Origin of the sequence: Streptomyces sp. KL2, assembly GCF_046529545.1 — a bacterium.
GTDB lineage: Bacteria > Actinomycetota > Actinomycetes > Streptomycetales > Streptomycetaceae > Streptomyces > Streptomyces radiopugnans.
This window is the reverse complement of the sequence record NZ_CP127170.1, coordinates 2439508-2464265: the sequence shown is the minus strand read 5'-3', so window position 1 is coordinate 2464265 and position 24758 is coordinate 2439508. Positions and strand designations below refer to the sequence as shown.

Sequence of the window (24758 nt, the reverse complement as noted above, 5' to 3'; positions counted from 1 at the left end):
GCAAAGTCTACCGGCGGCTCCGGCCCTCGTGTGGCGTGCTCCGGTCGGACCCGTCGCGGCCGGGCTGTTCGGGCCCGTCGCGGCCGGACCGCTCCGACCGCTCCGACCGCGCCGGCCGGGCGGGCAGGACCCGCAGCGCCTCCCCTATGTCAGCCACCTCCCGCACCCGCATCCCCGCCGGCACCCTGCCCGGATCGGTGGGCACCAGAGCGTGGGTGAAGCCCAGCCGCGCGGCCTCCGCCAGCCGGCGCTGCACGCCCGTCACCCGCCTGACCTCGCCGGCCAGCCCCACCTCGCCGATGGCCACCAGATTCTTCGGGAGCGGGGTGTCGCTGGCGGCGCTGGCCAGCGCGAGCGCCATCGCCAGGTCGGCCGCGGGCTCCGACAGCCGCACCCCGCCGACGGTGGCGGTGTAGACGTCCCGCTTGCCCAGCGCGTTGATCCGGCCCCGCTGCTCCAGCACGGCCAGCATCATCGACACGCGCGAGGTCTCCAGCCCGGACGTGGTGCGCCGGGGGGAGGGGATCTGGGAGTCCACCGTCAGCGACTGCACCTCGGCCACCAGCGGGCGGCGGCCCTCCAGGGTGACGGTCAGACAGGTGCCGGGCACGGGCTCGTCCCGGCGGGTGAGGAAGAGGCCCGACGGGTCGGCCAGACCGGTGATGCCCTCGTCGTGCAGCTCGAAGCAGCCCACCTCGTCGGTGGCGCCGTAGCGGTTCTTCACACCGCGCACCAGCCGCAGCCGGGCGTGCCGGTCGCCCTCGAACTGCAGGACCACGTCCACCAGGTGCTCCAGCAGGCGCGGACCGGCGATGGCACCGTCCTTGGTGACGTGGCCCACCAGCAGCGTGGACATCCCGCGCTCCTTGGAGGCCCGGATCAGCGCCCCGGCCACCTCCCGCACCTGGGCCATGCCGCCGGGCGCGCCGTCGATCTCGGGGGAGGCGACCGTCTGCACCGAGTCCAGGACGAGCAGCGAGGGCTTCACCTCGTCCAGATGGCCCAGGACGGCCGACAGGTCCGTCTCGGCCGCCAGGTACAGGTGGTCGCTTATCGCCCCGATCCGGTCCGCCCGCAGCCGCACCTGCCCGGCCGACTCCTCGCCGGTGACGTAGAGCGTGCGGCGGTCGGCGTCGGCCGCCTTGGCCGCGACGTCCAGCAGGAGCGTGGACTTGCCCACTCCGGGCTCGCCCGCCAGCAGCACCACCGCGCCCGGCACCAGACCGCCGCCCAGCACCCTGTCCAGCTCGGGCACGCCCGTGCTGCGCGCGGTGGCCACCTGCCCGTTCACCTGGCCGATGGGCAGCGCGGGGGACGAGACCCGGCCGGGCGCGGTGGTGCGGACGGCCGGGGTGCCGCCGGTCTCCTCGACGGTGCCCCAGGCGTGGCACTCCGGGCAGCGGCCGAGCCACTTGGCGGTGGTGTAGCCGCACTCGGTGCAGCGGTAGGCGGGGCGGTCCTTGGCGGACGACTTGCGGGCAGCCATGGGCCTCACGGTAGCCGGAGCCTCTGACAACCGGGCCCCGGCGGGCGCGGGGCGGACCGGGCGGCGGGACCGGGCGGACGGGCGCGGCGGACCGGTGGGGCGGACGCCGCACGGGCCCGGTCCCCGTGCGCCCTCGCGCAACCCCCTGCCGCCCACCACTGAGCGTTTGTGCGTTTTACCGCAGATCGTCACCCGTAAGGGTTAAACCCGTGCAAGCATCACCAGCGATGCCCGGCCTTCCGCCTACGGTCGGCTGGGTGATGAGCACTCGGCGCGAGCACCCCACGCACACCACCGGCGTACACCGGGCGCACCGTGGCACGCACCGCGCCGCGGCCCGGCCGCCGGCGCCCGTCGATCCCTACCGGGACCATCTGGACGGGCTGTTCACCTACTGCCTGTCCGTCATGTGCGAGCACGAGGCGGCCATCTCCGTCCTCGGCGAGGCCCTGGCCGTCGCCGAGCGGCAGCGCCGCCGCGGCCGCACCCCCGCCGACACGGCGCTGCACCGGCCCTGGCTGTACGCGCTGGCCCGCTGGTCCTGCCTGCGGCTCCTGGCCGAGCGGCAGGGCGTCCGCCCCGAGCCCCCGGAGCTCCCCGGCCCCCTGGCCACCGCGCGCCGCCGCGAGCTGGCCGCGCTGGCCTGGCCGGAGGCCGCCGGCACCGGCCCCGAGCAGCGCGAGGCCCTGGAGCTGGCAGTACGCCACCATCTGCCGGTCCACGAGGTCGCGGCCGTCCTGGGCACGGACCACGACGGCACGGAGCTGCTGCTGTCCAGCGCCGCCTGCGAGGTGGAGCGCACCCGCACCGCGCTCGCCGTCGTCGACCGGGGCGGCTGTCCGGCCGTCGCCCGGCTCGCCGGGGACCGGGAGGTGCTGCTGGGCAGCGCGCTCCGCCGGGAGCTGGTGCGGCACGTGGACGAGTGCCCCGAGTGCCGCCGCACCGCCGAACGGGTGCTGGCGGGCGGCCCCTGGCCGGGCACCGCCCCCGCGGACGTCGGCGCGCTCACCGTGCTGCCCGCACCGCGCGCGGAGGTGCACGCCGCGATGCTCGCCGCGCAGCGCGCGCGGGCCCAGCACACCCCGCGTTTCGACCGGCGCGGCTTCCCCGTCACCACCCGGGACCGCGCCGAGCGCTTCGACCGGCTGCGAAGCCGCGCGGTGACCACCACGGTCGTCGCCACCGTCGTCGCCGCGCCGCTGCTGGCGCTGTGGGCCGCGTACCGCGGCGCGCCGCTGGCGGACGGCGGCCCGGGCGGCGCCCCCGTCTCGGCGTCCGAGCGCCGGGATCCGGGCGGCCTGTACGGCGGCCCCCGGGGCGACGGGGGCCGGGCGGGGGGCGCCGGAGCCTCCCGCGACGGGTCCGGCCTCCGTATCGACGTGACCGGCACGGACGGTGCGGAAGGGCGGGGCGCCCCGTCCTCCGGCACGGACCGCCCGGACGGCGCGGACGGGGAGGGCCCGCCGCGCGGGGAGGACGGCACGGGACCGGGCCGGCTGACGGTCGAGGCCCAGCCGTCCGGGGACGCCACCGTCGTCACCCTCACCGCCTCCGGCGGCTCCCCGGTCCGCTGGACGGCCTCGGCGGACGCCTCCTGGCTGCGGCTGGACCGTACGCACGGGACGCTGCGGCCCGGCGAGTCCGCCGCCTTCGCCGTCACCGTCGACCGGTTGCGGGAGCCGGCGGGCGCGTGGACCGCGCGCATCTCGATCGCCCCGGCGAAGGCGGTGATCACCCTCCAGGGGCACGGCGCCGAGGCGCCCGCCGAACCGCGCCCCTCCGAGCCCCCGGAGCCGGAGCCCTCCGAGCCGCCCGCGCCCGAACCGGCCCCCGAGCCGCCGTCGAGCACACCCCCGCCGGAGCCCTCACCGCCCCCGGCGGGGCAGCCGGACTAGCGGCCGGGCCGGCGCCGCCGGGCGGCGTGCACCCGGGCGCCGCTCACCCGGGCATCGTGTGCCCCGGCTCCGCGTGCCCCGGCTCGTTACGGCCCGCCGGAGGCCCCGCGGCACCCGCCGCGACGCCGCCCGCGGGCCCGTCCGCCGGGTGCGGGGCCACCATGGGCAGCTCCGCCGCCAGCCGCTCCTCGCACAGCTCGGCCAGCCGCGCGTACCCGGCCGGGCCCATCAGCTCCGTCAGCTCCGGCCGGTACGAGACGTACACCGGCTCACCGGCCCCGTGCGCCGACGGCGCGCCGGTGCACCACCAGTGCAGGTCGTGCCCGCCCGGCCCCCAGCCGCGGCGGTCGTACTCGCCGATCGACACGTACAGCCGCTGCTCGCCGTCCGGCAGCTCCACCCACTCGAACGTCCGCCGGACCGGAAGCTGCCAGCACACGTCCGGCTTGGTCTCCAGCGGCTCGCGCCCCTCCCGCAGGGCCATGGTGTGCAGCGCGCAGCCGATGCCCCCGGGGAAGCCGGGGCGGTTGAGGAAGATGCACGCGCCCCGGTGCAGCCGCGTCTGGCGCTCACCGTCCTCGTTCACCTCGACCCAGCCGCGCTCGGAGGCGCCCTCCGCGTGGAACTGCCAGCTCTCGGGCGTGAGCCGGGCCACGTGCGCCGCCACGCGCTTCTCGTCGTCCTCGTCCGAGAAGTGCGCGCCCAGCGTGCAGCAGCCGTCGCTCGCGCGCCCCGCGCTGATGCCCTGGCACCCCTGGCCGAAGATGCAGCCCCAGCGGGAGGTCAGCCAGGTCAGGTCGCACCGGAACACCTGCTCGTCGTCCGCCGGGTCCGGGAACTCCACCCACATCCGGGCGTGGTCCAGCTCGACCTCCTCGCCCGCGGCCCGCCGCCGCTCCCCACCCGCATTCGCCTCTTTGTCCGGCTTCACCGTTTTCGTCTTCGCCACGCACCCAGGGTATGCACCACGGGCCGGGCTCCAGGACACCGTCCGGCCGCAGTAGCGTGGCTCCCCATGAGACTCGGTGTCCTCGACGTGGGTTCCAACACCGTTCACCTGCTGGTGGTGGACGCACACCGGGGCGCCCGCCCCCTGCCCGCCTACTCCCACAAGGCGGAACTGCGCCTGGCCGAACTCCTCGACGAGGACGGGTCCATAAGCCCGGCGGGCGTCGAGAAGCTCTCCGCGACCGTCCGGGAGGCGATGGTCGTCGCCGAGGACAAAGGCGTGGAGGACCTGCTGCCGTTCGCCACCTCCGCCGTGCGGGACGCCGCCAACGCCGACCACGTGCTGGAGCGGGTCGCCGCCGAGACGGGTGTGGAGCTGAAGGTGCTCTCCGGCGAGGACGAGGCGCGGCTGACCTTCCTCGCGGCCCGCCGCTGGTTCGGCTGGTCGGCCGGTCGGCTGCTGGTCCTGGACATCGGCGGCGGCTCGCTGGAGATCGCGTACGGCATCGACGAGCAGCCCGACGCCGCCGCCTCGCTGCCGCTGGGCGCCGGCCGCCTCACCAACTCCTGGCTGCCCGGCGATCCGCCCGACCCGGCCGACGTCCGCGCGCTGCGCCGCCATGTGCGGCACGAGATCGCCCGGGTCGTCGGGGACTTCAGCAGACTGAGCGCCCCCGACCACGTGGTCGCCACCTCCAAGACCTTCAAACAGCTCGCCCGGCTGGCGGGCGCCCCCCGCTCAGCCGAGGGCCCCTACGCCCAGCGCGAGCTGGTACGGGCGTCGCTGGAGGAGTGGGTGCCGAAACTGGCCTCCATGCCCGTCGCCGAACGCGCCGCCCTCCCCGGCGTCTCCGAGGGCCGGGCCAGGCAGCTGCTGGCGGGCGCGCTGGTGGCGGAGGGCGCCATGGACCTGTTCGGTGTGGAGCGGCTGGAGGTCTGCCCCTGGGCGCTGCGCGAGGGCGTCATCCTGCGCCGGCTGGACGCCCTGTCCGGCAACGGAAACCCGTGACCTTCCCCACACCCCGCCCCGCAGGCCCCGTGACGCCCTCCGTAACGCCCTCCCGCTCGCCGTAGGCTGTTGTGCGTGGCCGATCCAGCGATGTCCCTCCCGGTACCGAAGGTCGCCCTCTCCACGGCCTCCGTCTACCCGGAGACCACGGCGACGGCCTTCGAGATCGCCGCACGCCTGGGTTACGACGGGGTGGAGGTCATGGTGTGGACCGACCCGGTCAGCCAGGACGTCGAGGCGCTGCGCAGGCTCTCCGACTTCCACGGCGTCCCGATCCTCGCCGTCCACGCCCCCTGCCTGCTGATCACCCAGCGCGTGTGGTCCAAGGACCCCTGGACCAAGCTCCAGCGGTCCCGCGAGGCCGCCGAGAAGCTGGGCGCGAGCACGGTCGTGGTGCACCCGCCGTTCCGCTGGCAGCGCTCCTACGCGCGGGAGTTCGTGCGCGGCGTGTGGCGGATGGCGGACGAGACCGACGTCCGCTTCGCCGTGGAGAACATGTACCCCTGGCGCTACCGCGACCGCGAGATGCTCGCCTACGCCCCCGCCTGGGACCCGACCGAGGACGACTACCGCCACTTCACCCTCGACCTCTCCCACACCGCCACCGCCCGCAACGACACCCTGGCGATGGTGGACCGCATGGGCGACCGCCTGGCGCACATCCACATCGCCGACGGCACCGCCTCCGCCAAGGACGAGCACCTCGTCCCCGGGCGCGGCGACCAGCCGTGCGCGGAGGTCCTGGAGCACCTGGCGGCGGGCGGCTTCGACGGGCACGTGGTGGTCGAGGTCAACACCCGCCGCGCGATGTCCCCGGCCGAGCGCGAGGCCGACCTCGCCGAGGCCCTGGCCTTCACCCGCCGCCACCTGGCCTCCGTGCCCCGGAAGGCCGGCCCGTGAGCGGGCGGGACGCCGGCGCCCGGCCCGCGCAGGGCGCGGCCCGGTCCGCGGAGGACGCCCCGCGTCCAGCGCGCCGCCGCGGCCGCCCGGCGTCGGCCGACCGGGCCGGGGCCGGGAAGGCGGCGCGCGACCGCATCCTGGCCTCGGCCCGGGCGGAGTTCGCCGAGCGCGGCTACGACAAGGCGTCCATCCGCTCCATCGCCCGCGGCGCGGAGGTGGACCCGGCTCTGGTCCACCACTACTTCGGGACCAAGGAGCAGGTCTTCGAGGCCGCCGCCGAGGTCTCCTTCGCCCCCGCCGCCGAGGGGCTGGGCCGTCTCGCCCCCCGCGGCCCGGAGGGCCTGGGCGAGGAGCTGGTCCGCTTCTTCCTGGGCGTCTGGGAGAACCCGGCCAGCCGTGCGCCGCTGCTGGCCGTCGTCCGCTCGGCGCTCAGCAACGAGACCGCCGCCCGGATCTTCCGGGGCATGGTGACGCGGCAGCTGATGGCCCGGGTGGCGCGCCGTCTGGACGCCCCGGACCGGGAGCTGCGGGTGGAGCTGGCCGGCGCGCAGATGGTGGGCGTGGCGATCATGCGGTACGTCCTGGGGATCGAGCCGCTGGCCTCCGCGGAGCCCGAGGACCTGGTCGCCCGCCTCGCGCCGGCCGTCCAGCACCATCTGACCGGCCCCTCCGGACCCGCCGCACCCCTCGGCGAACAACCGCGCGGAGGGTGAATCCAGCGCCCCTCATGTCTTACGATCCGGACTTTTCGTCCAGATCTTGAGCGGGAGGCGTACGCTCGTCAGCCATGGCCCGAAGGCCGCGCCCGACGGTCTTCCCACGGTTCACGAAGGAGTGGAGCACCATGCCCCAGCTGAGGTCCCGCACCGTCACCCACGGCCGCAACATGGCGGGCGCCCGCGCCCTCCTGCGGGCCGCCGGCGTAGCGCGCGAGGACTTCGGCAAGCCGATCATCGCGGTGGCCAACAGCTTCACCGAGTTCGTGCCCGGGCACACCCACCTCCAGCCGGTCGGCCGGATCGTCAGCGAGGCGATCAAGGAGGCGGGCGGCGTCCCGCGCGAGTTCAACACCATCGCCGTGGACGACGGCATCGCCATGGGCCACGGCGGCATGCTCTACTCCCTGCCCTCCCGCGACCTGATCGCGGACTCCGTGGAGTACATGGTCGAGGCCCACTGCGCCGACGCCCTGATCTGCATCTCCAACTGCGACAAGATCACCCCGGGCATGCTGATGGCCGCGATGCGCCTGAACATCCCCACGGTCTTCGTCTCCGGCGGGCCGATGGAGTCCGGCCGCGCCACCCTCGTCGACGGCACGGTCCGCAAGCTCGACCTGATCAGCGCCATCGCCGACTCGGCCAACGACGCCGTCTCGGACGAGGACATGGCCCTCATCGAGGAGAACGCCTGCCCCACCTGCGGCTCCTGCTCGGGCATGTTCACCGCCAACTCGATGAACTGCCTCACCGAGGCCATCGGCCTCTCCCTGCCCGGCAACGGCTCGGTGCTGGCCACCCACACCGCCCGCCGGGCGCTGTACGAGAACGCCGGCCGCACGGTGGTGGAGATCACCAGGCGCCACTACGAGCAGGACGACGCGACCGTCCTGCCGCGCGCCATCGGCTCCCGCGCCGCCTTCGAGAACGCCATGGCCCTCGACATCGCCATGGGCGGCTCCACCAACACGATCCTGCACCTGCTCGCCGCCGCCCAGGAGGCCGGGCTGGACTTCGGGCTGACCGACATCGACGCCATCTCGCGCCGCGTGCCGTGCCTGTCCAAGGTCGCGCCCAACGGCTCGTACTACATGGAGGACGTCCACCGGGCCGGCGGCATCCCCGCCATCCTGGGCGAGCTGTACCGCGCGGGCCTGCTCAACGAGGACGTCCGCACCGTCCACTCCGACTCCCTGGCCGAATGGCTCAAGACCTGGGACATCCGCGGCGGCTCCCCGTCCCCCGAGGCCGTCGAGCTGTTCCACGCCGCCCCCGGCTGCGTCCGCTCCGCCAGCGCCTTCTCGCAGTCCGAGCGCTGGGAGTCCCTGGACACCGACGCGGCCGGCGGCTGCATCCGCGACGTGGAGCACGCCTACTCCAAGGACGGCGGACTGGCCGTCCTGCACGGCAACCTCGCCGTCGACGGCTGCGTGGTGAAGACCGCCGGCGTCGACGAGTCCATCCTGACCTTCAGCGGCCCGGCCGTGGTCTGCGAGTCGCAGGAGGAGGCCGTCGAGAAGATCCTGGGCAAGCAGGTCAAGGAGGGCGACGTCGTCGTCATCCGCTACGAGGGCCCCAGGGGCGGCCCCGGCATGCAGGAGATGCTCTACCCGACCTCCTTCCTCAAGGGCCGCGGCCTGGGCGCCAAGTGCGCGCTGATCACCGACGGCCGCTTCTCCGGCGGCACCTCGGGCCTGTCCATCGGCCACGCCTCCCCGGAGGCGGCCGCGGGCGGCACCATCGCCCTGGTCGAGGACGGCGACCTGATCAGCATCGACATCCCCTCCCGCACCATCGAGCTGAAGGTCGACGAGGCCACCCTCGCCGCCCGCCGCGAGGCGCTCGGCGGCCGGTACGCACCGGCGGCGCGCGACCGCAAGGTCTCCGCCGCCCTGCGCGCCTACGCGGCCATGGCCACCAGCGCCGACAAGGGCGCGGTGCGGGACGTCACCAAGCTCGGCTGACCCCGCCCCCGGCACCCCCCCGGGCCCCCGCGCGCATAATCGACACCATGAGCGAGAAGCGGGAGCGCCCCGAGCCCGAGCCGATCCGGTTCTACGGCACCACCTGGGTGGACCACTCCGGTGGCTACCTCCTGCGCCGGATCGCGCTCGGACTCGGCGCGCTGCTGCTGGCCGCCGCCGGAGCCTGGACGCTGCGGCTGGCGTACGAGGGAAGCACCTTCGCGGGCGGCGGCGTGGTCGGCGTCCTGCTCGTGGTCGCCCTGGGACTGTCCAGCTCCATGGCCTTCAGCCGAACCCTCACCGACTACACCCGCGAACCCGGCGAGGCCCGCTCCGACGACGCGGCGATGCGCCCGATCAAGATGATCGGCTTCCTCGGCGTCCTGCTCGCCTACGCCGCGCGCAGTCTGGTCGAGGCCCCCGGCGAGAAGCTGCGGCGCGCCGAGTACGACCGGGCCGTCGCGCGGCACGAGCGCCGCGATGCCGTCCGTGCCGCGCGCCGCGGCAACCCGGCCGCCCGCCGCGGCTCCGGGAGGCCCGGCCGCAGGCGCTGACGGAGACCGCGACCGGGGCACGTGAGCGGTCGCGGTCCCTCACGCAGCTCCCCCGGCTTCTCCGGCGGCGCCCCGGGTGCCCGCCCCGGGTGACCCACTCCCCGGCACCACCACAGCGCCCCCGTCCGTCCCGGACGGGGGCGCCGGCATGTCCGGTCCCACCCCGCTTGACGCCCGGGCCGGCGCGAGAGCATTATTCAACGCATGGTGAATTCTGATGCGGGGCCTGCCGTCCGGGCCGACGGCCTCACCGTCGTCCGCGGTGGCCGCACCGTCGTCGACGGCCTCTCCTTCGAGGTCCCACGCTCCACCGTCACCGGTCTGCTGGGCCCCAGCGGCTGCGGCAAGACCACACTGATGCGCGCCGTCGCCGGCACCCAGGCGAAGGTCACCGGCACCCTCGACGTGCTCGGCCACCCGGCCGGAGCCGCACCACTGCGCTCCCGCGTCGGATACGTCACCCAGGCCGCCTCCGTCTACACCGACCTGACCACCCGCCAGAACCTGGAGTACTTCGCGTCCGTCCTGGGCCTGCCCCGCGCCGAACGCCGCGGACAGGTCGAACGCGCCCTCGCCGACGTCGACCTCACCTCCCACGCCGACGCCCTCGCCGGCAACCTCTCCGGCGGGCAGCTCTCCCGGGTCTCCCTGGCCGTCGCCCTGCTCGGCTCCCCCGAGCTGCTCGTCCTCGACGAACCCACCGTCGGCCTCGACCCCGTCCTCCGCCGCGACCTGTGGGGCCTCTTCCACCGCCTCGCGGCCGAACGCGGCACCACCCTGCTCGTCTCGTCCCACGTCATGGACGAGGCCGACCGCTGCGAGCGCCTGCTGCTGATGCGCGCCGGCCGCCTCCTGGCCGACGGCACCCCCGACGCCCTGCGGGCCCGCACCCGCACCCGGAGCGTCGAGGACGCCTTCCTCCGTCTGGTCGACACCGCCCGCGACGGGGACGGCGGGGACGGCGAGGGCGGGAAGGACGAGAGGACCGACACGGAGGAGAACCGGTGAGCGCGACCCGAACCCTGGCCACCGCCCGCCGCGTACTGCGCCAGCTCGCGCACGACCCCCGCACGATCGCGCTGCTGCTGCTCGTCCCCGTGCTGCTGACGGTCCTGCTGTACTACGTCTACGCCGACGACCGCGAGCTCTTCGACCGCATCGGTGCCTCGCTGCTCGGCGTCTTCCCGATGATCACGATGTTCCTGGTCACCTCCATCGCCACCCTGCGCGAACGCACCTCGGGCACCCTGGAGCGACTGCTGTCCATGCCGCTGGGCAAGGCCGACCTGATCCTGGGGTACGCACTGGCCTTCGGTCTGCTGGCCGTCGCCCAGGCGGCCCTGGCCACCGGGGTGACCATCTGGTTCCTGGACCTGGACTTCGCGGGCTCCCCCTGGCTGCTGCTCCTCATCGCCCTGCTCGACGCCCTGCTCGGCACGGCACTGGGCCTGTTCGTCTCCGCCTTCGCCGCCACCGAGTTCCAGGCCGTCCAGTTCATGCCCGCGCTGATCCTGCCGCAGCTCCTGCTCTGCGGCCTGCTCACACCGCGCGACACCATGCAGCCCGTCCTGGAGGCCGTCTCGAACGTCCTGCCCCTGTCCTACGCGGTGGACGGCATGAACGAGGTGCTGCGCAACTCCGGCGTCACCGGCGACCTCGTCCGCGACATCGCGATCGTCGCCGGAAGCGCCCTCCTCGTCCTCCTCCTCGGCGCTGCCACCCTCCGCCGCCGCACCCCCTGACCGCCAGATGGACGGACCGGCGGAGGCGCCGCCGAGAGTGCGAGGATTGCAGCGCAGCACGCACCGAGTGCAGCACGCACGCACTGGACCCGGACAAGGTGAGCCGTCCCATGACCCAGAAGATCGCCGTCCTCGGAGCCGGCAAGATCGGTGAGGCCCTGCTGTCGGGCATGATCCGCGCCGGCTGGTCCCCGTCCGACCTCCTGGTCACCGCCCGCCGACCGGAGCGCGCCGAGGAACTGCGCACCCGCCACGGCGTGACCGCGGTCACGAACGCCGAGGCGGCCAAGACGGCCGACACGCTCATCCTGACGGTCAAGCCGCAGGACATGGCGGCCCTGCTCGACGAGCTGGCTCCCCACGTCCCCGCCGACCGCCTGGTCGTCAGCGCCGCTGCCGGCATTCCGACGGCCTTCATCGAGGAACGCCTCGCCCAGGGTGCTCCGGTCGTCCGCGTCATGCCCAACACCCCGGTACTGGTGGATGAGGGCATGTCCGTCATCTCCGCCGGCACCCACGCCACCGAGGCCCACCTCGTCCGCACGGAGGAGATCTTCCAGCCGGTCGGCAAGACGCTGCGCGTTCCGGAGTCCCAGCAGGACGCCGCCACGGCGCTCTCCGGCTCGGGCCCGGCGTACTTCTACTACCTGGTGGAGGCCATGACCGATGCGGGCATCCTGCTCGGCCTCCCCCGGGACAAGGCGCACGACCTGATCGTCCAGGCCGCCGTGGGCGCCTCGGTGATGCTCCGGGACAGCGGTGAACACCCGGTCAAGCTCCGCGAGGCGGTCACCTCCCCGGCGGGCACCACGATCAGCGCCATCCGCGAGCTGGAGCGGCACGGCGTACGCGCCGCCCTCATCGCGGCCCTGGAAGCGGCCCGCGACCGCAGCCGGGAGCTGGCCTCCGGCGGCAACGGCTAGGGCTGTTTGATGGACCGCTCGCGGTCGTGTACTGTTCTCCGAGCTGCCACGGAGTCGATCCGACACCGGGCAGCTCTTCTGTCGCCTTCGGTGGCGGCCACTCACTCAGCGTGAATCCCTTCCGGGGGTGAATTCCGGCGTGCCGGAATTCGGGTCCGGGCGGCTCGATTAGGAGCCGGACGGGAAATCCGCTACGGTGGTGGAAGCGCCGGAAACGGCGCGAGAGGAAATAGAGCAGGACCCCGCCGGCCGGGGATGCGGAGACCGAAAAGGGATCTGATAGAGTCGGAGACACCGAAGGGAAGCGCCCGGAGGGGCCCCGGGAGGGGTGCCGAAGGAAGCGTCCGTTCCTTGAGAACTCAACAGCGTGCCAAAAGTCAACGCCAGATATGTTGATACCCCGTCGCTCCTCCGGTCCGGAGGAGTCGATGAGGTTCCTTTGAAACACACAGCGAGGACGCTGCGCACCGCGGAGACCATTCCTTTCCGCCGGTGCCGCTCTGCGCGATGTGCCCCGGAGTTCCGGGACAGCATTCACGGAGAGTTTGATCCTGGCTCAGGACGAACGCTGGCGGCGTGCTTAACACATGCAAGTCGAACGATGAACCACTTCGGTGGGGAAGAGTGGCGAACGGGTGAGTAACACGTGGGCAATCTGCCCTGCACTCTGGGATAACTCCGGGAAACCGGAGCTAATACCGGATACGACTCTCCAGGGCATCCTGGAGGGTGGAAAGCTCCGGCGGTGCAGGATGAGCCCGCGGCCTATCAGCTGGTTGGTGGGGTAACGGCCCACCAAGGCGACGACGGGTAGCCGGCCTGAGAGGGCGACCGGCCACACTGGGACTGAGACACGGCCCAGACTCCTACGGGAGGCAGCAGTGGGGAATATTGCACAATGGGCGCAAGCCTGATGCAGCGACGCCGCGTGAGGGATGACGGCCTTCGGGTTGTAAACCTCTTTCAGCAGGGAAGAAGCGCAAGTGACGGTACCTGCAGAAGAAGCACCGGCTAACTACGTGCCAGCAGCCGCGGTAATACGTAGGGTGCGAGCGTTGTCCGGAATTATTGGGCGTAAAGAGCTCGTAGGCGGCCTGTCGCGTCGGATGTGAAAGCCCGGGGCTTAACCCCGGGTCTGCATTCGATACGGGCAGGCTAGAGTTCGGTAGGGGAGATCGGAATTCCTGGTGTAGCGGTGAAATGCGCAGATATCAGGAGGAACACCGGTGGCGAAGGCGGATCTCTGGGCCGATACTGACGCTGAGGAGCGAAAGCGTGGGGAGCGAACAGGATTAGATACCCTGGTAGTCCACGCCGTAAACGTTGGGCACTAGGTGTGGGCGGCATTCCACGTCGTCCGTGCCGCAGCTAACGCATTAAGTGCCCCGCCTGGGGAGTACGGCCGCAAGGCTAAAACTCAAAGGAATTGACGGGGGCCCGCACAAGCGGCGGAGCATGTGGCTTAATTCGACGCAACGCGAAGAACCTTACCAAGGCTTGACATACACCGGAAACGGCCAGAGATGGTCGCCCCCTTGTGGTCGGTGTACAGGTGGTGCATGGCTGTCGTCAGCTCGTGTCGTGAGATGTTGGGTTAAGTCCCGCAACGAGCGCAACCCTTGTTCTGTGTTGCCAGCGTGCCTTTCGGGGTGACGGGGACTCACAGGAGACTGCCGGGGTCAACTCGGAGGAAGGTGGGGACGACGTCAAGTCATCATGCCCCTTATGTCTTGGGCTGCACACGTGCTACAATGGCCGGTACAATGAGCTGCGATGCCGTGAGGTGGAGCGAATCTCAAAAAGCCGGTCTCAGTTCGGATTGGGGTCTGCAACTCGACCCCATGAAGTCGGAGTCGCTAGTAATCGCAGATCAGCACTGCTGCGGTGAATACGTTCCCGGGCCTTGTACACACCGCCCGTCACGTCACGAAAGTCGGTAACACCCGAAGCCGGTGGCCCAACCCCCTTGTGGGGAGGGAATCGTCGAAGGTGGGACTGGCGATTGGGACGAAGTCGTAACAAGGTAGCCGTACCGGAAGGTGCGGCTGGATCACCTCCTTTCTAAGGAGCACTTCTTGCCGGTGTCCCGTGAGGGGGCCGGCCAAGGGGCCAGTACATCGGCGCACGTCCGGTGCTGGTTGCTCATGGGTGGAACGTTGACTAGTCGATGCTGCCGATCGGCAGTGGCTGCCAGTACTGCCCCTCTTCAGGGGCGTGGACCGCAGACCGCTGGGGGTCGGGGGTGTCGGGCGCGCTGTTGGGTGTCTGAGGGCACGGCCGCACCGGCCGGGTCTTCGGTGCCGGCCCCGGTGTACTCCACCGTCTGGTGGGGGTGGCGGGTGGCTGGTCGTTGTTTGAGAACTGCACAGTGGACGCGAGCATCTATAGGCCAAGTTTTTAAGGGCGCACGGTGGATGCCTTGGCACCAGGAACCGATGAAGGACGTGGGAGGCCGCGATAGGCCCCGGGGAGCTGTCAACCGAGCTGTGATCCGGGGGTGTCCGAATGGGGAAACCCGGCAGTCGTCATGGGCTGTCACCCGCTGCTGAACACATAGGCAGTGTGGAGGGAACGCGGGGAAGTGAAACATCTCAGTACCCGCAGGAAGAGAAAACAACCGTGATTCCGGGAGTAGTGGCGAGCGAAACCGGATGAGGCCAAACCGGTCACGTGTGAGACCCGGCAGGGGTTGCGTGGTCGGGGTTGTGGGAGTTCTCTGCAGTCGTCTGCCGGCGGCTGGACGAGTCAGAAACCGTAGGGATAGGCGAAGGGCATGCGAAAGGCCCGGCGTAGAGGGTAAGACCCCCGTAGCCGAAATTCCTGCGGCTCGTTTGAGGACCACCCAAGTAGCACGGGGCCCGAGAAATCCCGTGTGAATCTGGCGGGACCACCCGTTAAGCCTAAATATTCCCTGGTGACCGATAGCGGAGAGTACCGTGAGGGAATGGTGAAAAGTACCGCGGGAGCGGAGTGAAATAGTACCTGAAACCGTGTGCCTACAAGCCGTGGGAGCGTCGCACGCCGGCTTGCCGGTGTGTCGTGACTGCGTGCCTTTTGAAGAATGAGCCTGCGAGTTTGCGGTATGTTGCGAGGTTAACCCGTGTGGGGAAGCCGTAGCGAAAGCGAGTCCGAACAGGGCGACTGAGTAGCGTGCCCAAGACCCGAAGCGGAGTGATCTAGCCATGGGCAGGGTGAAGCGGCTGTAAGAGGTCGTGGAGGCCCGAACCCACCAGGGTTGAAAACCTGGGGGATGACCTGTGGTTAGGGGTGAAAGGCCAATCAAACTCCGTGATAGCTGGTTCTCCCCGAAATGCATTTAGGTGCAGCGTCGCGTGTTGCTTGCCGGAGGTAGAGCACTGGATAGGCGATGGGCCCTACCGGGTTACTGACCTTAGCCAAACTCCGAATGCCGGTAAGTGTGAGCGCGGCAGTGAGACTGTGGGGGATAAGCTCCATGGTCGAGAGGGAAACAGCCCAGAGCATCGACTAAGGCCCCCAAGCGTGTGCTAAGTGGGAAAGGATGTGGAGTCGCAGAGACAACCAGGAGGTTGGCTTAGAAGCAGCCATCCTTGAAAGAGTGCGTAATAGCTCACTGGTCAAGTGATTCTGCGCCGACAATGTAGCGGGGCTCAAGCACACCGCCGACGTCGTGTCATCGGCACATGGACCTCCAACGAGGGTGTCGATGGGTAGGGGAGCGTCGTGTGCCGGGTGAAGCCGCGCCGGAAGGCAGTGGTGGACGGTTCACGAGTGAGAATGCAGGCATGAGTAGCGATACAGGAGTGGGAAACTCCTGCGCCGATTGACCAAGGGTTCCTGGGTCAAGCTGATCTGCCCAGGGTAAGTCGGGGCCTAAGGCGAGGCCGACAGGCGTAGTCGATGGATAACCGGTTGATATTCCGGTACCCGCTGTGGAGCGCAAGGGCCGAGCCCGGTGATGCTAAGTCCGTGAAGCCGCCCGCATCCTTCGGGGTGCGGTGCTGGTGGAGCCGACGGCCCGATCCGGTAGTAGGTGAGTGATGGGGTGACGCAGGAAGGTAGTCCAGCCCGGGCGGTGGTTGTCCCGGGGTAAGGGTGTAGGGCGCCAGGTAGGTAAATCCGTCTGGCACGAGAGCCTGAGACCTGATGCCGAGCCGATGTGGTGAAGTGGATGATCCTATGCTGTCGAGAAAAGCCTCTAGCGAGTTGCACGGCGGCCCGTACCCTAAACCGACTCAGGTGGTCTGGTAGAGAATACCGAGGCGTTCGGGTGAACTATGGTTAAGGAACTCGGCAAAATGCCCCCGTAACTTCGGGAGAAGGGGGGCCACGCCTGGTGATCCGTCTTGCACGGTGAGCTGGGGGTGGCCGCAGAGACCAGCGAGAAGCGACTGTTTACTAAAAACACAGGTCCGTGCGAAGCCGTAAGGCGAGGTATACGGACTGACGCCTGCCCGGTGCTGGAACGTTAAGGGGACCGGTTAGTGGTGCTTCGGCGCCGCGAAGCTGAGAACTTAAGCGCCAGTAAACGGCGGTGGTAACTATAACCATCCTAAGGTAGCGAAATTCCTTGTCGGGTAAGTTCCGACCTGCACGAATGGCGTAACGACTTCTCGACTGTCTCAACCATAGGCCCGGTGAAATTGCACTACGAGTAAAGATGCTCGTTTCGCGCAGCAGGACGGAAAGACCCCGGGACCTTTACTACAGCTTGATATTGGTGTTCGGTTCGGCTTGTGTAGGATAGGTGGGAGCCGGTGAAGCATGCACGCCAGTGTGTGTGGAGGCGTTGTTGAAATACCACTCTGGTCGTGCTGGATGTCTAACCCGGGTCCGTGATCCGGATCGGGGACAGTGTCTGGTGGGTAGTTTAACTGGGGCGGTTGCCTCCCAAAGGGTAACGGAGGCGCCCAAAGGTTCCCTCAGCCTGGTTGGTCATCAGGTGGTGAGTGTAAGTGCACAAGGGAGCTTGACTGTGAGACTGACGGGTCGAGCAGGGACGAAAGTCGGGACTAGTGATCCGGCGGTGGCTGGTGGAAGCGCCGTCGCTCAACGGATAAAAGGTACCCCGGGGATAACAGGCTGATCTTCCCCAAGAGTCCATATCGACGGGATGGTTTGGCACCTCGATGTCGGCTCGTCGCATCCTGGGGCTGGAGTCGGTCCCAAGGGTTGGGCTGTTCGCCCATTAAAGCGGTACGCGAGCTGGGTTTAGAACGTCGTGAGACAGTTCGGTCCCTATCCGCTGTGCGCGTAGGAGTCTTGAGAAGGGCTGTCCCTAGTACGAGAGGACCGGGACGGACGAACCTCTGGTGTGCCAGTTGTTCTGCCAAGGGCATGGCTGGTTGGCTACGTTCGGGAGGGATAACCGCTGAAAGCATCTAAGCGGGAAGCCTGCTTCGAGATGAGGACTCCCACCCCTTGAAGGGGGTAAGGCTCCCGGGAGACGACCGGGTTGATAGGCCAGAGATGGAAGCCGGGTGACCGGTGGAGTTGACTGGTACTAATAGGCCGAGGGCTTGTCCGTAGATGTTCGCGTCCACTGTGTGGGTTCTGAGACCACGACCCGTCTGGCCGGCGGTGCGTGTGTGTCATGGTGTTTCGGTGGTCACAGCGTGAGGGAAACGCCCGGTTACATTCCGAACCCGGAAGCTAAGCCTTTCAGCGCCGATGGTACTGCATGGGGGACCGTGTGGGAGAGTAGGACGCCGCCGAACGATTGTTCAGCCTCGGTCTTCGAGTTTCGACTCGGAGACCGAGGCTTTTTCACGTTCACGGAACTTCTGGTGTGTTCGGGTTGGGTGGCGTATGCGTTATGACCTGGTGATCTTCGACAACGACGGTGTCCTCGTGGACAGCGAGCCGATATCCAACCGGATTCTCGCCGCCTATCTGACGGAGCTGGGGCACTCGACCACGTACGAGGAATCCATCCGGGACTACATGGGTTCCGCCATGCACCGGATCCACGACCTGGTCCTGGAGCGTTCCGGGCAGCGGCTGCCCGATGACTTCGACTCCGTCTTCCACGGCCGCGTCTTCGAGGCCTTCCGGCGTGATCTGCTGCCCGTGCCCGGTGTCAGCGAGGTGTTGCGGAACCTCGATGCCGAAGGCGTGCCGTACTGCGTCGCCTCGTCCGGCGGCCATGAGCGGATCCGGGTGGCGCTGGGGAAGACGGGGCTGTACGAGCGATTCGGGGAGAAGCGTGTGTTCAGCGCACAGGACGTCGGGCGGGGGAAGCCCGCACCGGACCTCTTCCTGCACACCGCCGAGGCGATGGGAGTGCCGGCCGGGCGCTGCGCCGTGGTCGAGGACAGCCCGCTGGGGGTGCGTGCGGCCGTAGCGGCGGGGATGGACGTGTACGGATTCACCGCCATGACGCCGGGGGAGAGGCTGTCGGGGGCGACGGCGCTGTTCTCCACGATGGACGAACTGCCCGCGCTCCTCCTGGCCTGAGCCGGCCGGTGCCCTCCGGGGCAGGCCGGGAAGGCCCCGGACGCGGCGGTGCGGGCGGCTGTGTGGTTTCCCCGGGCCTCCCGATACGGTGGCGGGTATGAGCGGCGGCGCACAGTTGATGTGGGACGAGGCGGTCACCGGATACGACTTCGGGCCCGGGCATCCGATGGACCCGGTGCGCCTGAAGCTGACCATGGAACTCGTCGAGGCGTTCGGGCTGCCCGGCGCCTCCGGGTTGAAGGTGGTCGCCGCGGCGTCCGCGGGGGACTCCACGCTCAGGCTCGTGCACCGTTCCGACTACATCGACACCGTGCGCAGGATCTCCGCGGACCCCCGGTCGGCGGACGGGTCGTACGGCATCGGAACCGAGGACGACCCGGCCTTCGAGGGGATGCACGAGGTCTCGGCCCTGATCGCCGGGCAGTCGGTCGGAGCCGCCGAGGCGGTGTGGCGCGGGGACGTCCTCCACGGCGTGAACTTCGCCGGCGGACTGCACCACGCGATGCCGGGCGGGGCGGCCGGTTTCTGCGTCTACAACGACGCCTCCCTGGCCATCGCCCGGCTGCTGGAGCTGGGCGCCGAACGGGTCGCCTACGTGGACGTCGACGTCCACCACGGGGACGGAGTCCAGGCGGCCTTCTGGGACGATCCGCGGGTGCTGACGGTGTCGCTGCACGAGCATCCCCGCATGCTCTTCCCCGGGACCGGCTGGCCGGAGGAGACCGGCGGGGAGAAGGCGGAGGGGAGCGCGGTCAACATCGCGCTCCCGCCCGGCACGTCCGACGGCGGATGGCTGCGGGCGCTGCACGGGGTGGTGCCGGAACTGCTGCGCTCCTTCCGGCCGCAGGTGCTGGTGACCCAGCACGGCGCCGACACGCACATCGAGGACCCTCTCGCACATCTGGCGGTGACCGTCGACGCCCAGCGGGTGGCCGCCGAGGCCTGCCACGACTGGGCGCACGAGTACGCGCAGGGGCGCTGGGTCGCGCTCGGCGGAGGCGGTTACGCGGTCGTCGACGTCGTACCGCGCTCCTGGACGCATCTGGTGGCGATCGCGGCGGGCGAGCCGATCGCCCCGAAGACCGTGATCCCGGAGGACTGGCGGCGGCAGGTGTACGCACGCACCCGGCAGGACGCTCCGCGGCGGATGACGGACGGGCGCGAGCCGGTGTGGTCGGACTGGGAGGCCGGCTACGACCCGGCGAGCGTCCTGGACCAGGCCGTGCTGGCCGCGCGGCGCTCGGTGTACCCGGCGCACGGACTGCTGCCCTGAGCAGCCGCGGGGCCGGTTCCGAGCCGTGTCCCGGCACTGCCGGACACCGGGCGCGCCCCGCGGGTTCCCGGGCTTCTACGCTCCCTGTCCGGTACCCCGTCGGCGGGAGGACCCCCCGCCCTCGCACCGGTGCGGGGGAGATGTGTCGACATGGCGACCCGGTTCGGGGTACGTCCTCGTCTCCTCCGGTGCGTACGGGGGGTCGCGCTGATCCGGGTGTAGGGAGCGCGCCCCTCGCCCGGTGCGCCGGGCGCGCGCTCCCGCTCGCTCTCCCCCGTGCGCACGGTCCTCGACGCCGCGGTGACGGCCGGAGGCCGCGGCGGGGCCGGCCGCCGGGGGGTGTGAACGGGCTGCGGGGCAGGTCAGCCGGGCGATGGGAGACGGGGCCGAGCGGCAGGGGCGATCCCGCGGTGTGCGTCGCCGGAGTGGAGGGGCGGGCACGGACGGCCGCCCCGGCTGGTGACCGCAAGACGTCGGACGGCTACCGTCCGCTTGCTCGCTATGTGCTCAATCGTTCCTGTCTGTCACATTAGGAGCCCGATGGCTGCTCCTCTTCCCCACTTGCATCACCCGCCCCTAATCTGGGGAGGAGCGCGCATGCGAGCAGGAGACACCGGAGGGGAAGCCGGTGCCCGACATGTGCGGAAGGTTCAGGTGTGACATGGCTGCTGCCGAGAGGCCTCTGAACGAGGTCGTGTTCCTGACCGTGGCGGAAGTCGCCTCGGTGATGCGAGTGTCCAAGATGACCGTGTACCGCCTGGTGCACAGCGGTCATCTGCCGGCGATCCGGGTGGGCAGGTCCTTCCGGGTGCCGGAGCAGGCCGTCCACGAGTACCTCCGCGGGTCGTACGTGGAGGCGGAGAAAAGCGCGTAACCGCAGAGCGGCGGGCTTGTCGCCCCCTCGTGTCACGAGCACTACCCGGCGCCGGGTAGGCTGGGCCGACGTAGGTCGTGTGGGCTCGGACGCCCCGCACCGAGTGACGAAGTGAGCGAGGGTAAGTCGTGGGCTCTGTTATCAAGAAGCGGCGCAAGCGGATGGCCAAGAAGAAGCACCGCAAGCTGCTCAAGCGCACGCGCGTTCAGCGCCGCAACAAGAAGTGAGCGGGCGCGCCGCACACTGACCACCGCCCTCCCACCGCCGTGTCGGTGGGAGGGCGGTGGCGTTCCACCGGGGAGGGGCGGCCAGCCGATACGGTGGCCGGAAACCCGCCCGCAACCGGTTCGGGTGACGGGCTGCGAGGAACGACGAGGAGTACGGAGGGCTGCCGGGACCCGTGGCAGGGCCTCCCGGAGGCGGCCCACCGCGCGCTGAGAGGGAGCAACGTTGGGCAAGGTCGTGCTCGTCACAGGCGTCGCCCGCCGGCTCGGCGGGCGCTTCGTGCGGCGGATCCTGCGCGAGCCCGACGTCGACCGGGTCGTCGGGGTGGACGCCGTGCCGCCCGGACACCACCTCGGCGGGGCCGAGTTCGTCCGTGCCGACATCCGGCAGCCCTCGGTCGCCGGGGTGCTGGCCGAACACGACGTGGACACCGTCGTGCACCTGGACGTCAGCGGGGTGCAGCTCCTGCCCGGCAGCCGTGCGTCGGTCAAGGAGACCAACGTCATCGGCACCATGCAGCTCCTGGGCGCGTGTCAGAAGGCGCCGTCCGTGCAGCGGCTGGTGGTGAAGTCCAGCACGAACGTCTACGGCTCCTCGTCGCGCGACCCGGCGGTGTTCACCGAGACCACGCCGGCCAAGGCGCTGCCCGGCGGCGGCTTCACGAAGGACATCGTGGAGGTCGAGGAGTACGTGCGCGGGTTCGCCCGCCGCCGCCCCGACGTGGCGGTGGCCGTGCTGCGCTTCGCCAACATCCTCGGCCCGGACGCGGACACGCCGCTGGCGGAGTACTTCCGGCTGCCGGTGCTGCCGACCGTCCTCGGGTACGACCCGCGGCTGCAGTTCGTCCACGAGGACGACGTCGTCGAGGTGCTGCGGCTGGCGGCCGGGGAGCCGCGGCGCGGCACGCTCAACTCGGGGACGTTCAACATCGCGGGCGACGGGGTACTCCTGCTGTCCCAGGCCGCGCGGCGGCTGGGACGGCCCACGCTGCCCCTGCTGCTGCCGGCGATCCGGTGGACCGGGACCGCGCTGCGCACGGTCGGTGTCACGGACTTCTCGGCCGAGCAGATCCGGCTGCTGACGCACGGCAGGGTCGTGGAGACCACACAGATGCGCGAGGTCCTCGGCTTCGAGCCGCGGTACACCACGGCCGGGACCTTCGCCGACTTCGCGCGCGCATGCGGCCCGGGGCTGCTGCCGCCGGAGAAACTCGCACAAGCGGTGGACCGCATCGAGGAGGTCGTCCGCCATGACTGACGCCAAGGTCATTCCCTTCGACGAGGACCGGTCGCGCGGCGGCCCGGGACGGACCGCCCGGGGGCGGACGACGGGCGGTGGGCGCCGTACGGGGGGCGACGGCGGCCGTACCGCCCAGGAGGAACGGGGCGGCGCGCAGACGCCGCTCGCGGCCGTGCCGGAGGCCGGTCCGCAGGCCGGTCCGGCGCGCGCTTCCGTGACGGGGGCGGGGGGCCGGGAGGCGCCCGAGGCGCCCGCGGAGGGCCGGGCGGGCCGGGGCGACTGGGACCGCAGGATCGCCGAGGGGCTGGCCTTCCTGCGGCGGCGGATCACCGGGGACTACGAGGTCGACGAGTTCGGCTACGACGCCGACCTCACCGACCACGTGCTGATGTCGATGCTGCGGCCGATGTACGAGAAGTACTTCCGGGTCGAGGTGCTCGGCATCGAGAACATCCCCTCCGAGGGCGGCGCGCTGGTGGTCGCCAACCACTCCGGGACCCTGCCGCTGGACGCGCTGATGCTCCAGGTCGCCGTGCACGACCACCACCCGGAGGGGCGGGCCCTGCGGTTGCTGGCGGCCGACCTGGTCTTCATGCTGCCGGTCGTCAACGAGCTGGCCCGGAAGGCCGGGCACACCCTGGCGTGCGCGGAGGACGCCCAGCGGCTGCTGGAGCGGGGCGAGGTCGTCGGGGTGATGCCGGAGGGTTTCAAGGGACTGGGGAAACCATTCTCCGAGCGCTACAAACTCCAGCGGTTCGGGCGCGGCGGCTTCGTCTCCACGGCGCTGCGGGCCGGGGCGCCCATCGTGCCGTGCTCGATCGTCGGGGCGGAGGAGATCTACCCGATGGTGGGCGACTTCAGGACGCTGGCGCGGCTGCTGGGCATTCCGTACTTCCCGGTCACGCCCACCTTCCCCTGGCTGGGACCGCTGGGGATGGTGCCGCTGCCGACGAAGTGGACGATCCAGTTCGGCGAGCCGGTCCCGATGGACGACTACCCGCCGGAGGCGGTCGACGATCCGATGCTGATGTTCAACCTCACCGACCAGGTGCGCGAGACGATCCAGCACACCCTCTACAGGCTGCTGGTGAGGCGGCGTTCGGTGTTCTTCTGAGCGGTGCCGCGGCGGTGCGTGCCCCGGTGGCGCGCGCCTCGGCGGTACCTCTTCCCGCGGTGTGCGCTTCGGGCGGCCGGTGCTCCCGCGAACACCGGCCGCCCGTCCGCTAGTCGGAGTCGTCGCCCGCCTCGATGCCCAGTCCCGGCAGGAGGTTCGGGAGGAGCGGCGGGATGGTGATGTCCGGCTCGGGGAGCCGGGGGGCGCCGTCCGGTGACGCCGACGCGCCGTCCTCACCGGGTGAGGGTTCCAGCAGGTCGCCGGGGGCGGGCAGGAGCCTCTCCCCGCCCGGCTCGGCGGAGCCGGACGAACCGGACGGACTGGGCCGCCGTTCGCCGTCCCGGTCACCCTCCTGCGTGCCGTCCGCGCCGCTCCCGCCGGGTACGGGCGAAGACGGCGGGACCGTACGGCCGGTGCCCGGCCGGTCGCCGCCGTCGGTGCCGGCGGCGGAGTCCGCATCCTCCTGCCCGGAGTCCAGCAGGGGCCTCAGCGGGCCGACCTCGTCCTCTATGGCGTCGAAGAGCGAACTGACCTCGTCGCCGACGTCGGTGAGCTGGACGGGAAGGCCCGCGCGTACCTCGTCCCACTTGGATCGGTGGGACTGGGAGAAGGACGACAGCGAGCGGATCGGCGCGACATCGCCCTCGCGCTCGTACGCCTGGCTGAGCAGCCGGTGGCCCTCGGAGACGTCGTCGCGCATGAGGGAGAGCGTCCTGCGGATGTCGCCGAGCGACTCGTGGTCCAGCGGGCCCGACCGGCCGCGCTCCAGCAGACGCCGGGCCTCGTTCAACCGCGTGGAGGCGTGGTTCAGATGGACCCTGCCGCGGTCGGCCTCGTCGCCCGCCATGCCGAGCTTGAGGTCCTCCATGCCCAGTTTGAGGCCGTAGAGGGTGTCACCGGGCAGGGCGTCGGTGCTGGCCACGGCGGCTCCGCTGAGGGCGCCCGCCGCGACACCGAAGCCCAGACCGCCCGCCGCCAGCCCCTTGGTGAGCCTCGTCCTGGGACGCAGTCTGCTCAACGGACCCGGCGGGGAGGCCCGGTGGGCCCCGCCGCGACCCGTGCGGGCGGAACGCGGGCCGGGGACCGGGGCGCCCTCGCCGCTTCCGGCGAAGGCGTTCTCCACGGCGGCGAGGAGCTGTGCCCGCTGGGCGGCTTTGACATCGGGGTCCATGACCGGCTTCGGCAGGGCGCCGAGCCTGTCGGCCAGCGCCAGCAGTGCCGTCGGCTCCTCGGACGGTCCGCCCGTCAGCGCGGCTCCGGCTCTCGTCTCCCCCGCCGCCCCGGCCGGGGCAGCGGGGGAGACGGGGGTGGCACCCCCGGACCGGTCGGCCGCCGTACCCTCGGACTCGCGCTCGTCGAGGGCCTGGGCGAAGGCGTTTGCCCGCCGGCTCGGCGATACGGCTCCCATCACGGGCGGCACCTCCTCTCGTCAGCACAGTCGACTCCCTGCCCCACAGG

18 protein-coding genes and 3 rRNA genes are annotated in these 24758 nt (G+C 70.9%); 18 read left to right on the top strand and 3 right to left on the bottom strand.

Features of this window, described 5'->3' with window-relative positions; translation table 11 throughout:
* Window positions 1-7 precede the first annotated feature (7 nt).
* A complete protein-coding gene (radA, locus tag QPK52_RS11095) occupies window positions 8-1486 on the bottom strand; it encodes a DNA repair protein RadA (protein WP_410537282.1) in 1479 nt (492 codons plus the stop codon).
* Between the two features lie 260 nt (window positions 1487-1746).
* On the opposite strand from radA, the gene QPK52_RS11090 reads away from it, so the two are divergent.
* On the top strand, window positions 1747-3381 hold the full coding sequence (locus QPK52_RS11090; protein ID WP_410537281.1) for a BACON domain-containing protein: 1635 nt from the start codon (window positions 1747-1749) through the stop codon (window positions 3379-3381).
* A gap of 43 nt (window positions 3382-3424) precedes the next feature.
* Here QPK52_RS11090 and QPK52_RS11085 read toward each other — a convergent pair whose 3' ends face one another.
* Window positions 3425-4330 carry a hypothetical protein gene (locus QPK52_RS11085; RefSeq protein ID WP_410537280.1) on the bottom strand — a complete coding sequence of 302 codons (906 nt, stop codon included), beginning with the start codon at window positions 4328-4330 and terminating at the stop codon, window positions 3425-3427.
* 66 nt (window positions 4331-4396) lie between these two features.
* Between QPK52_RS11085 and QPK52_RS11080 the strand changes: the two genes are divergently transcribed.
* The 17 genes from QPK52_RS11080 to QPK52_RS11000 all read left to right on the top strand — a co-directional run bounded on the left by QPK52_RS11080 (window position 4397) and on the right by QPK52_RS11000 (window position 23300).
* Entirely contained in the window at window positions 4397-5338 is a 942-nt protein-coding gene (locus QPK52_RS11080) for a Ppx/GppA family phosphatase (protein WP_410537279.1), read from the top strand.
* Window positions 5339-5428: 90 nt separating this feature from the next.
* Complete coding sequence (locus QPK52_RS11075) at window positions 5429-6238, top strand: sugar phosphate isomerase/epimerase family protein (protein ID WP_410540294.1); 810 nt, start codon at window positions 5429-5431, stop codon at window positions 6236-6238.
* Window positions 6235-6951, top strand: a complete 717-nt coding sequence (locus QPK52_RS11070) for a TetR family transcriptional regulator (RefSeq protein ID WP_410537278.1) — start codon at window positions 6235-6237, stop codon at window positions 6949-6951. The genes QPK52_RS11075 and QPK52_RS11070 overlap by 4 nt, the downstream gene beginning before the upstream one ends.
* Window positions 6952-7082: 131 nt before the next feature.
* Window positions 7083-8921: a dihydroxy-acid dehydratase gene (gene ilvD / locus QPK52_RS11065; protein WP_410537277.1), complete on the top strand. Its 1839-nt coding sequence runs from the start codon at window positions 7083-7085 to the stop codon at window positions 8919-8921.
* A gap of 47 nt (window positions 8922-8968) precedes the next feature.
* Window positions 8969-9475, top strand: a complete 507-nt coding sequence (locus tag QPK52_RS11060; RefSeq protein WP_410537276.1) for a hypothetical protein — start codon at window positions 8969-8971, stop codon at window positions 9473-9475.
* A 204-nt stretch (window positions 9476-9679) separates the two neighbouring features.
* Window positions 9680-10483 carry an ABC transporter ATP-binding protein gene (locus tag QPK52_RS11055; RefSeq protein WP_410537275.1) on the top strand — a complete coding sequence of 268 codons (804 nt, stop codon included), beginning with the start codon at window positions 9680-9682 and terminating at the stop codon, window positions 10481-10483.
* Window positions 10480-11217: an ABC transporter permease gene (locus QPK52_RS11050; RefSeq protein WP_410537274.1), complete on the top strand. Its 738-nt coding sequence runs from the start codon at window positions 10480-10482 to the stop codon at window positions 11215-11217. Before QPK52_RS11055 ends, QPK52_RS11050 begins: the two co-directional genes overlap by 4 nt.
* Window positions 11218-11327: 110 nt before the next feature.
* The gene (proC, locus tag QPK52_RS11045) at window positions 11328-12140 is read left to right on the top strand and encodes a pyrroline-5-carboxylate reductase (protein ID WP_410537273.1); all 813 of its coding nucleotides are present in this window, start codon (window positions 11328-11330) and stop codon (window positions 12138-12140) included.
* Between the two features lie 533 nt (window positions 12141-12673).
* A 16S ribosomal RNA gene (locus QPK52_RS11040) occupies window positions 12674-14201 on the top strand.
* 326 nt (window positions 14202-14527) lie between these two features.
* Window positions 14528-17646, top strand: a 23S ribosomal RNA gene (locus QPK52_RS11035).
* A gap of 73 nt (window positions 17647-17719) precedes the next feature.
* Window positions 17720-17836: ribosomal RNA gene (gene rrf / locus QPK52_RS11030) — 5S ribosomal RNA — on the top strand.
* The 16S, 23S and 5S rRNA genes sit together here, the layout of an rRNA operon.
* Window positions 17837-17927: 91 nt before the next feature.
* Window positions 17928-18575, top strand: coding sequence for an HAD family hydrolase (locus QPK52_RS11025; protein WP_410537272.1), 648 nt, complete (start codon window positions 17928-17930; stop codon window positions 18573-18575).
* Between the two features lie 97 nt (window positions 18576-18672).
* Window positions 18673-19848: an acetoin utilization protein AcuC gene (locus QPK52_RS11020; RefSeq protein ID WP_410537271.1), complete on the top strand. Its 1176-nt coding sequence runs from the start codon at window positions 18673-18675 to the stop codon at window positions 19846-19848.
* Window positions 19849-20509: 661 nt separating this feature from the next.
* Window positions 20510-20722, top strand: a complete 213-nt coding sequence (locus tag QPK52_RS11015) for a helix-turn-helix domain-containing protein (protein ID WP_177214038.1) — start codon at window positions 20510-20512, stop codon at window positions 20720-20722.
* 128 nt (window positions 20723-20850) lie between these two features.
* The gene (locus tag QPK52_RS11010) at window positions 20851-20949 is read left to right on the top strand and encodes a 30S ribosomal protein bS22 (RefSeq protein WP_003948845.1); all 99 of its coding nucleotides are present in this window, start codon (window positions 20851-20853) and stop codon (window positions 20947-20949) included.
* Window positions 20950-21172: 223 nt separating this feature from the next.
* Complete coding sequence (locus QPK52_RS11005) at window positions 21173-22204, top strand: NAD-dependent epimerase/dehydratase family protein (protein ID WP_410537270.1); 1032 nt, start codon at window positions 21173-21175, stop codon at window positions 22202-22204.
* Window positions 22197-23300 carry a lysophospholipid acyltransferase family protein gene (locus QPK52_RS11000; RefSeq protein WP_410537269.1) on the top strand — a complete coding sequence of 368 codons (1104 nt, stop codon included), beginning with the start codon at window positions 22197-22199 and terminating at the stop codon, window positions 23298-23300. Before QPK52_RS11005 ends, QPK52_RS11000 begins: the two co-directional genes overlap by 8 nt.
* A 109-nt stretch (window positions 23301-23409) precedes the next feature.
* Here the strand turns inward: QPK52_RS11000 and QPK52_RS10995 are convergent, their stop codons facing one another.
* On the bottom strand, window positions 23410-24711 hold the full coding sequence (locus QPK52_RS10995) for a DUF5667 domain-containing protein (RefSeq protein ID WP_410537268.1): 1302 nt from the start codon (window positions 24709-24711) through the stop codon (window positions 23410-23412).
* Window positions 24712-24758: the final 47 nt, after the last annotated feature.

Bases quoted from the DNA above. Each gene is read 5' to 3' on its own strand.
- radA (WP_410537282.1), bottom strand. From the start codon at position 1,486: ATGGCTGCCCGCAAGTCGTCCGCCAAGGACCGCCCCGCCTACCGCTGC.
- QPK52_RS11090 (WP_410537281.1), top strand. From the start codon at position 1,747: ATGAGCACTCGGCGCGAGCACCCCACGCACACCACCGGCGTACACCGG.
- QPK52_RS11080 (WP_410537279.1), top strand. From the start codon at position 4,397: ATGAGACTCGGTGTCCTCGACGTGGGTTCCAACACCGTTCACCTGCTG.
- QPK52_RS11075 (WP_410540294.1), top strand. From the start codon at position 5,429: ATGTCCCTCCCGGTACCGAAGGTCGCCCTCTCCACGGCCTCCGTCTAC.
- ilvD (WP_410537277.1), top strand. From the start codon at position 7,083: ATGCCCCAGCTGAGGTCCCGCACCGTCACCCACGGCCGCAACATGGCG.
- QPK52_RS11060 (WP_410537276.1), top strand. From the start codon at position 8,969: ATGAGCGAGAAGCGGGAGCGCCCCGAGCCCGAGCCGATCCGGTTCTAC.
- QPK52_RS11055 (WP_410537275.1), top strand. From the start codon at position 9,680: ATGGTGAATTCTGATGCGGGGCCTGCCGTCCGGGCCGACGGCCTCACC.
- proC (WP_410537273.1), top strand. From the start codon at position 11,328: ATGACCCAGAAGATCGCCGTCCTCGGAGCCGGCAAGATCGGTGAGGCC.
- QPK52_RS11025 (WP_410537272.1), top strand. From the start codon at position 17,928: ATGCGTTATGACCTGGTGATCTTCGACAACGACGGTGTCCTCGTGGAC.
- QPK52_RS11020 (WP_410537271.1), top strand. From the start codon at position 18,673: ATGAGCGGCGGCGCACAGTTGATGTGGGACGAGGCGGTCACCGGATAC.
- QPK52_RS11015 (WP_177214038.1), top strand. From the start codon at position 20,510: ATGGCTGCTGCCGAGAGGCCTCTGAACGAGGTCGTGTTCCTGACCGTG.
- QPK52_RS11000 (WP_410537269.1), top strand. From the start codon at position 22,197: ATGACTGACGCCAAGGTCATTCCCTTCGACGAGGACCGGTCGCGCGGC.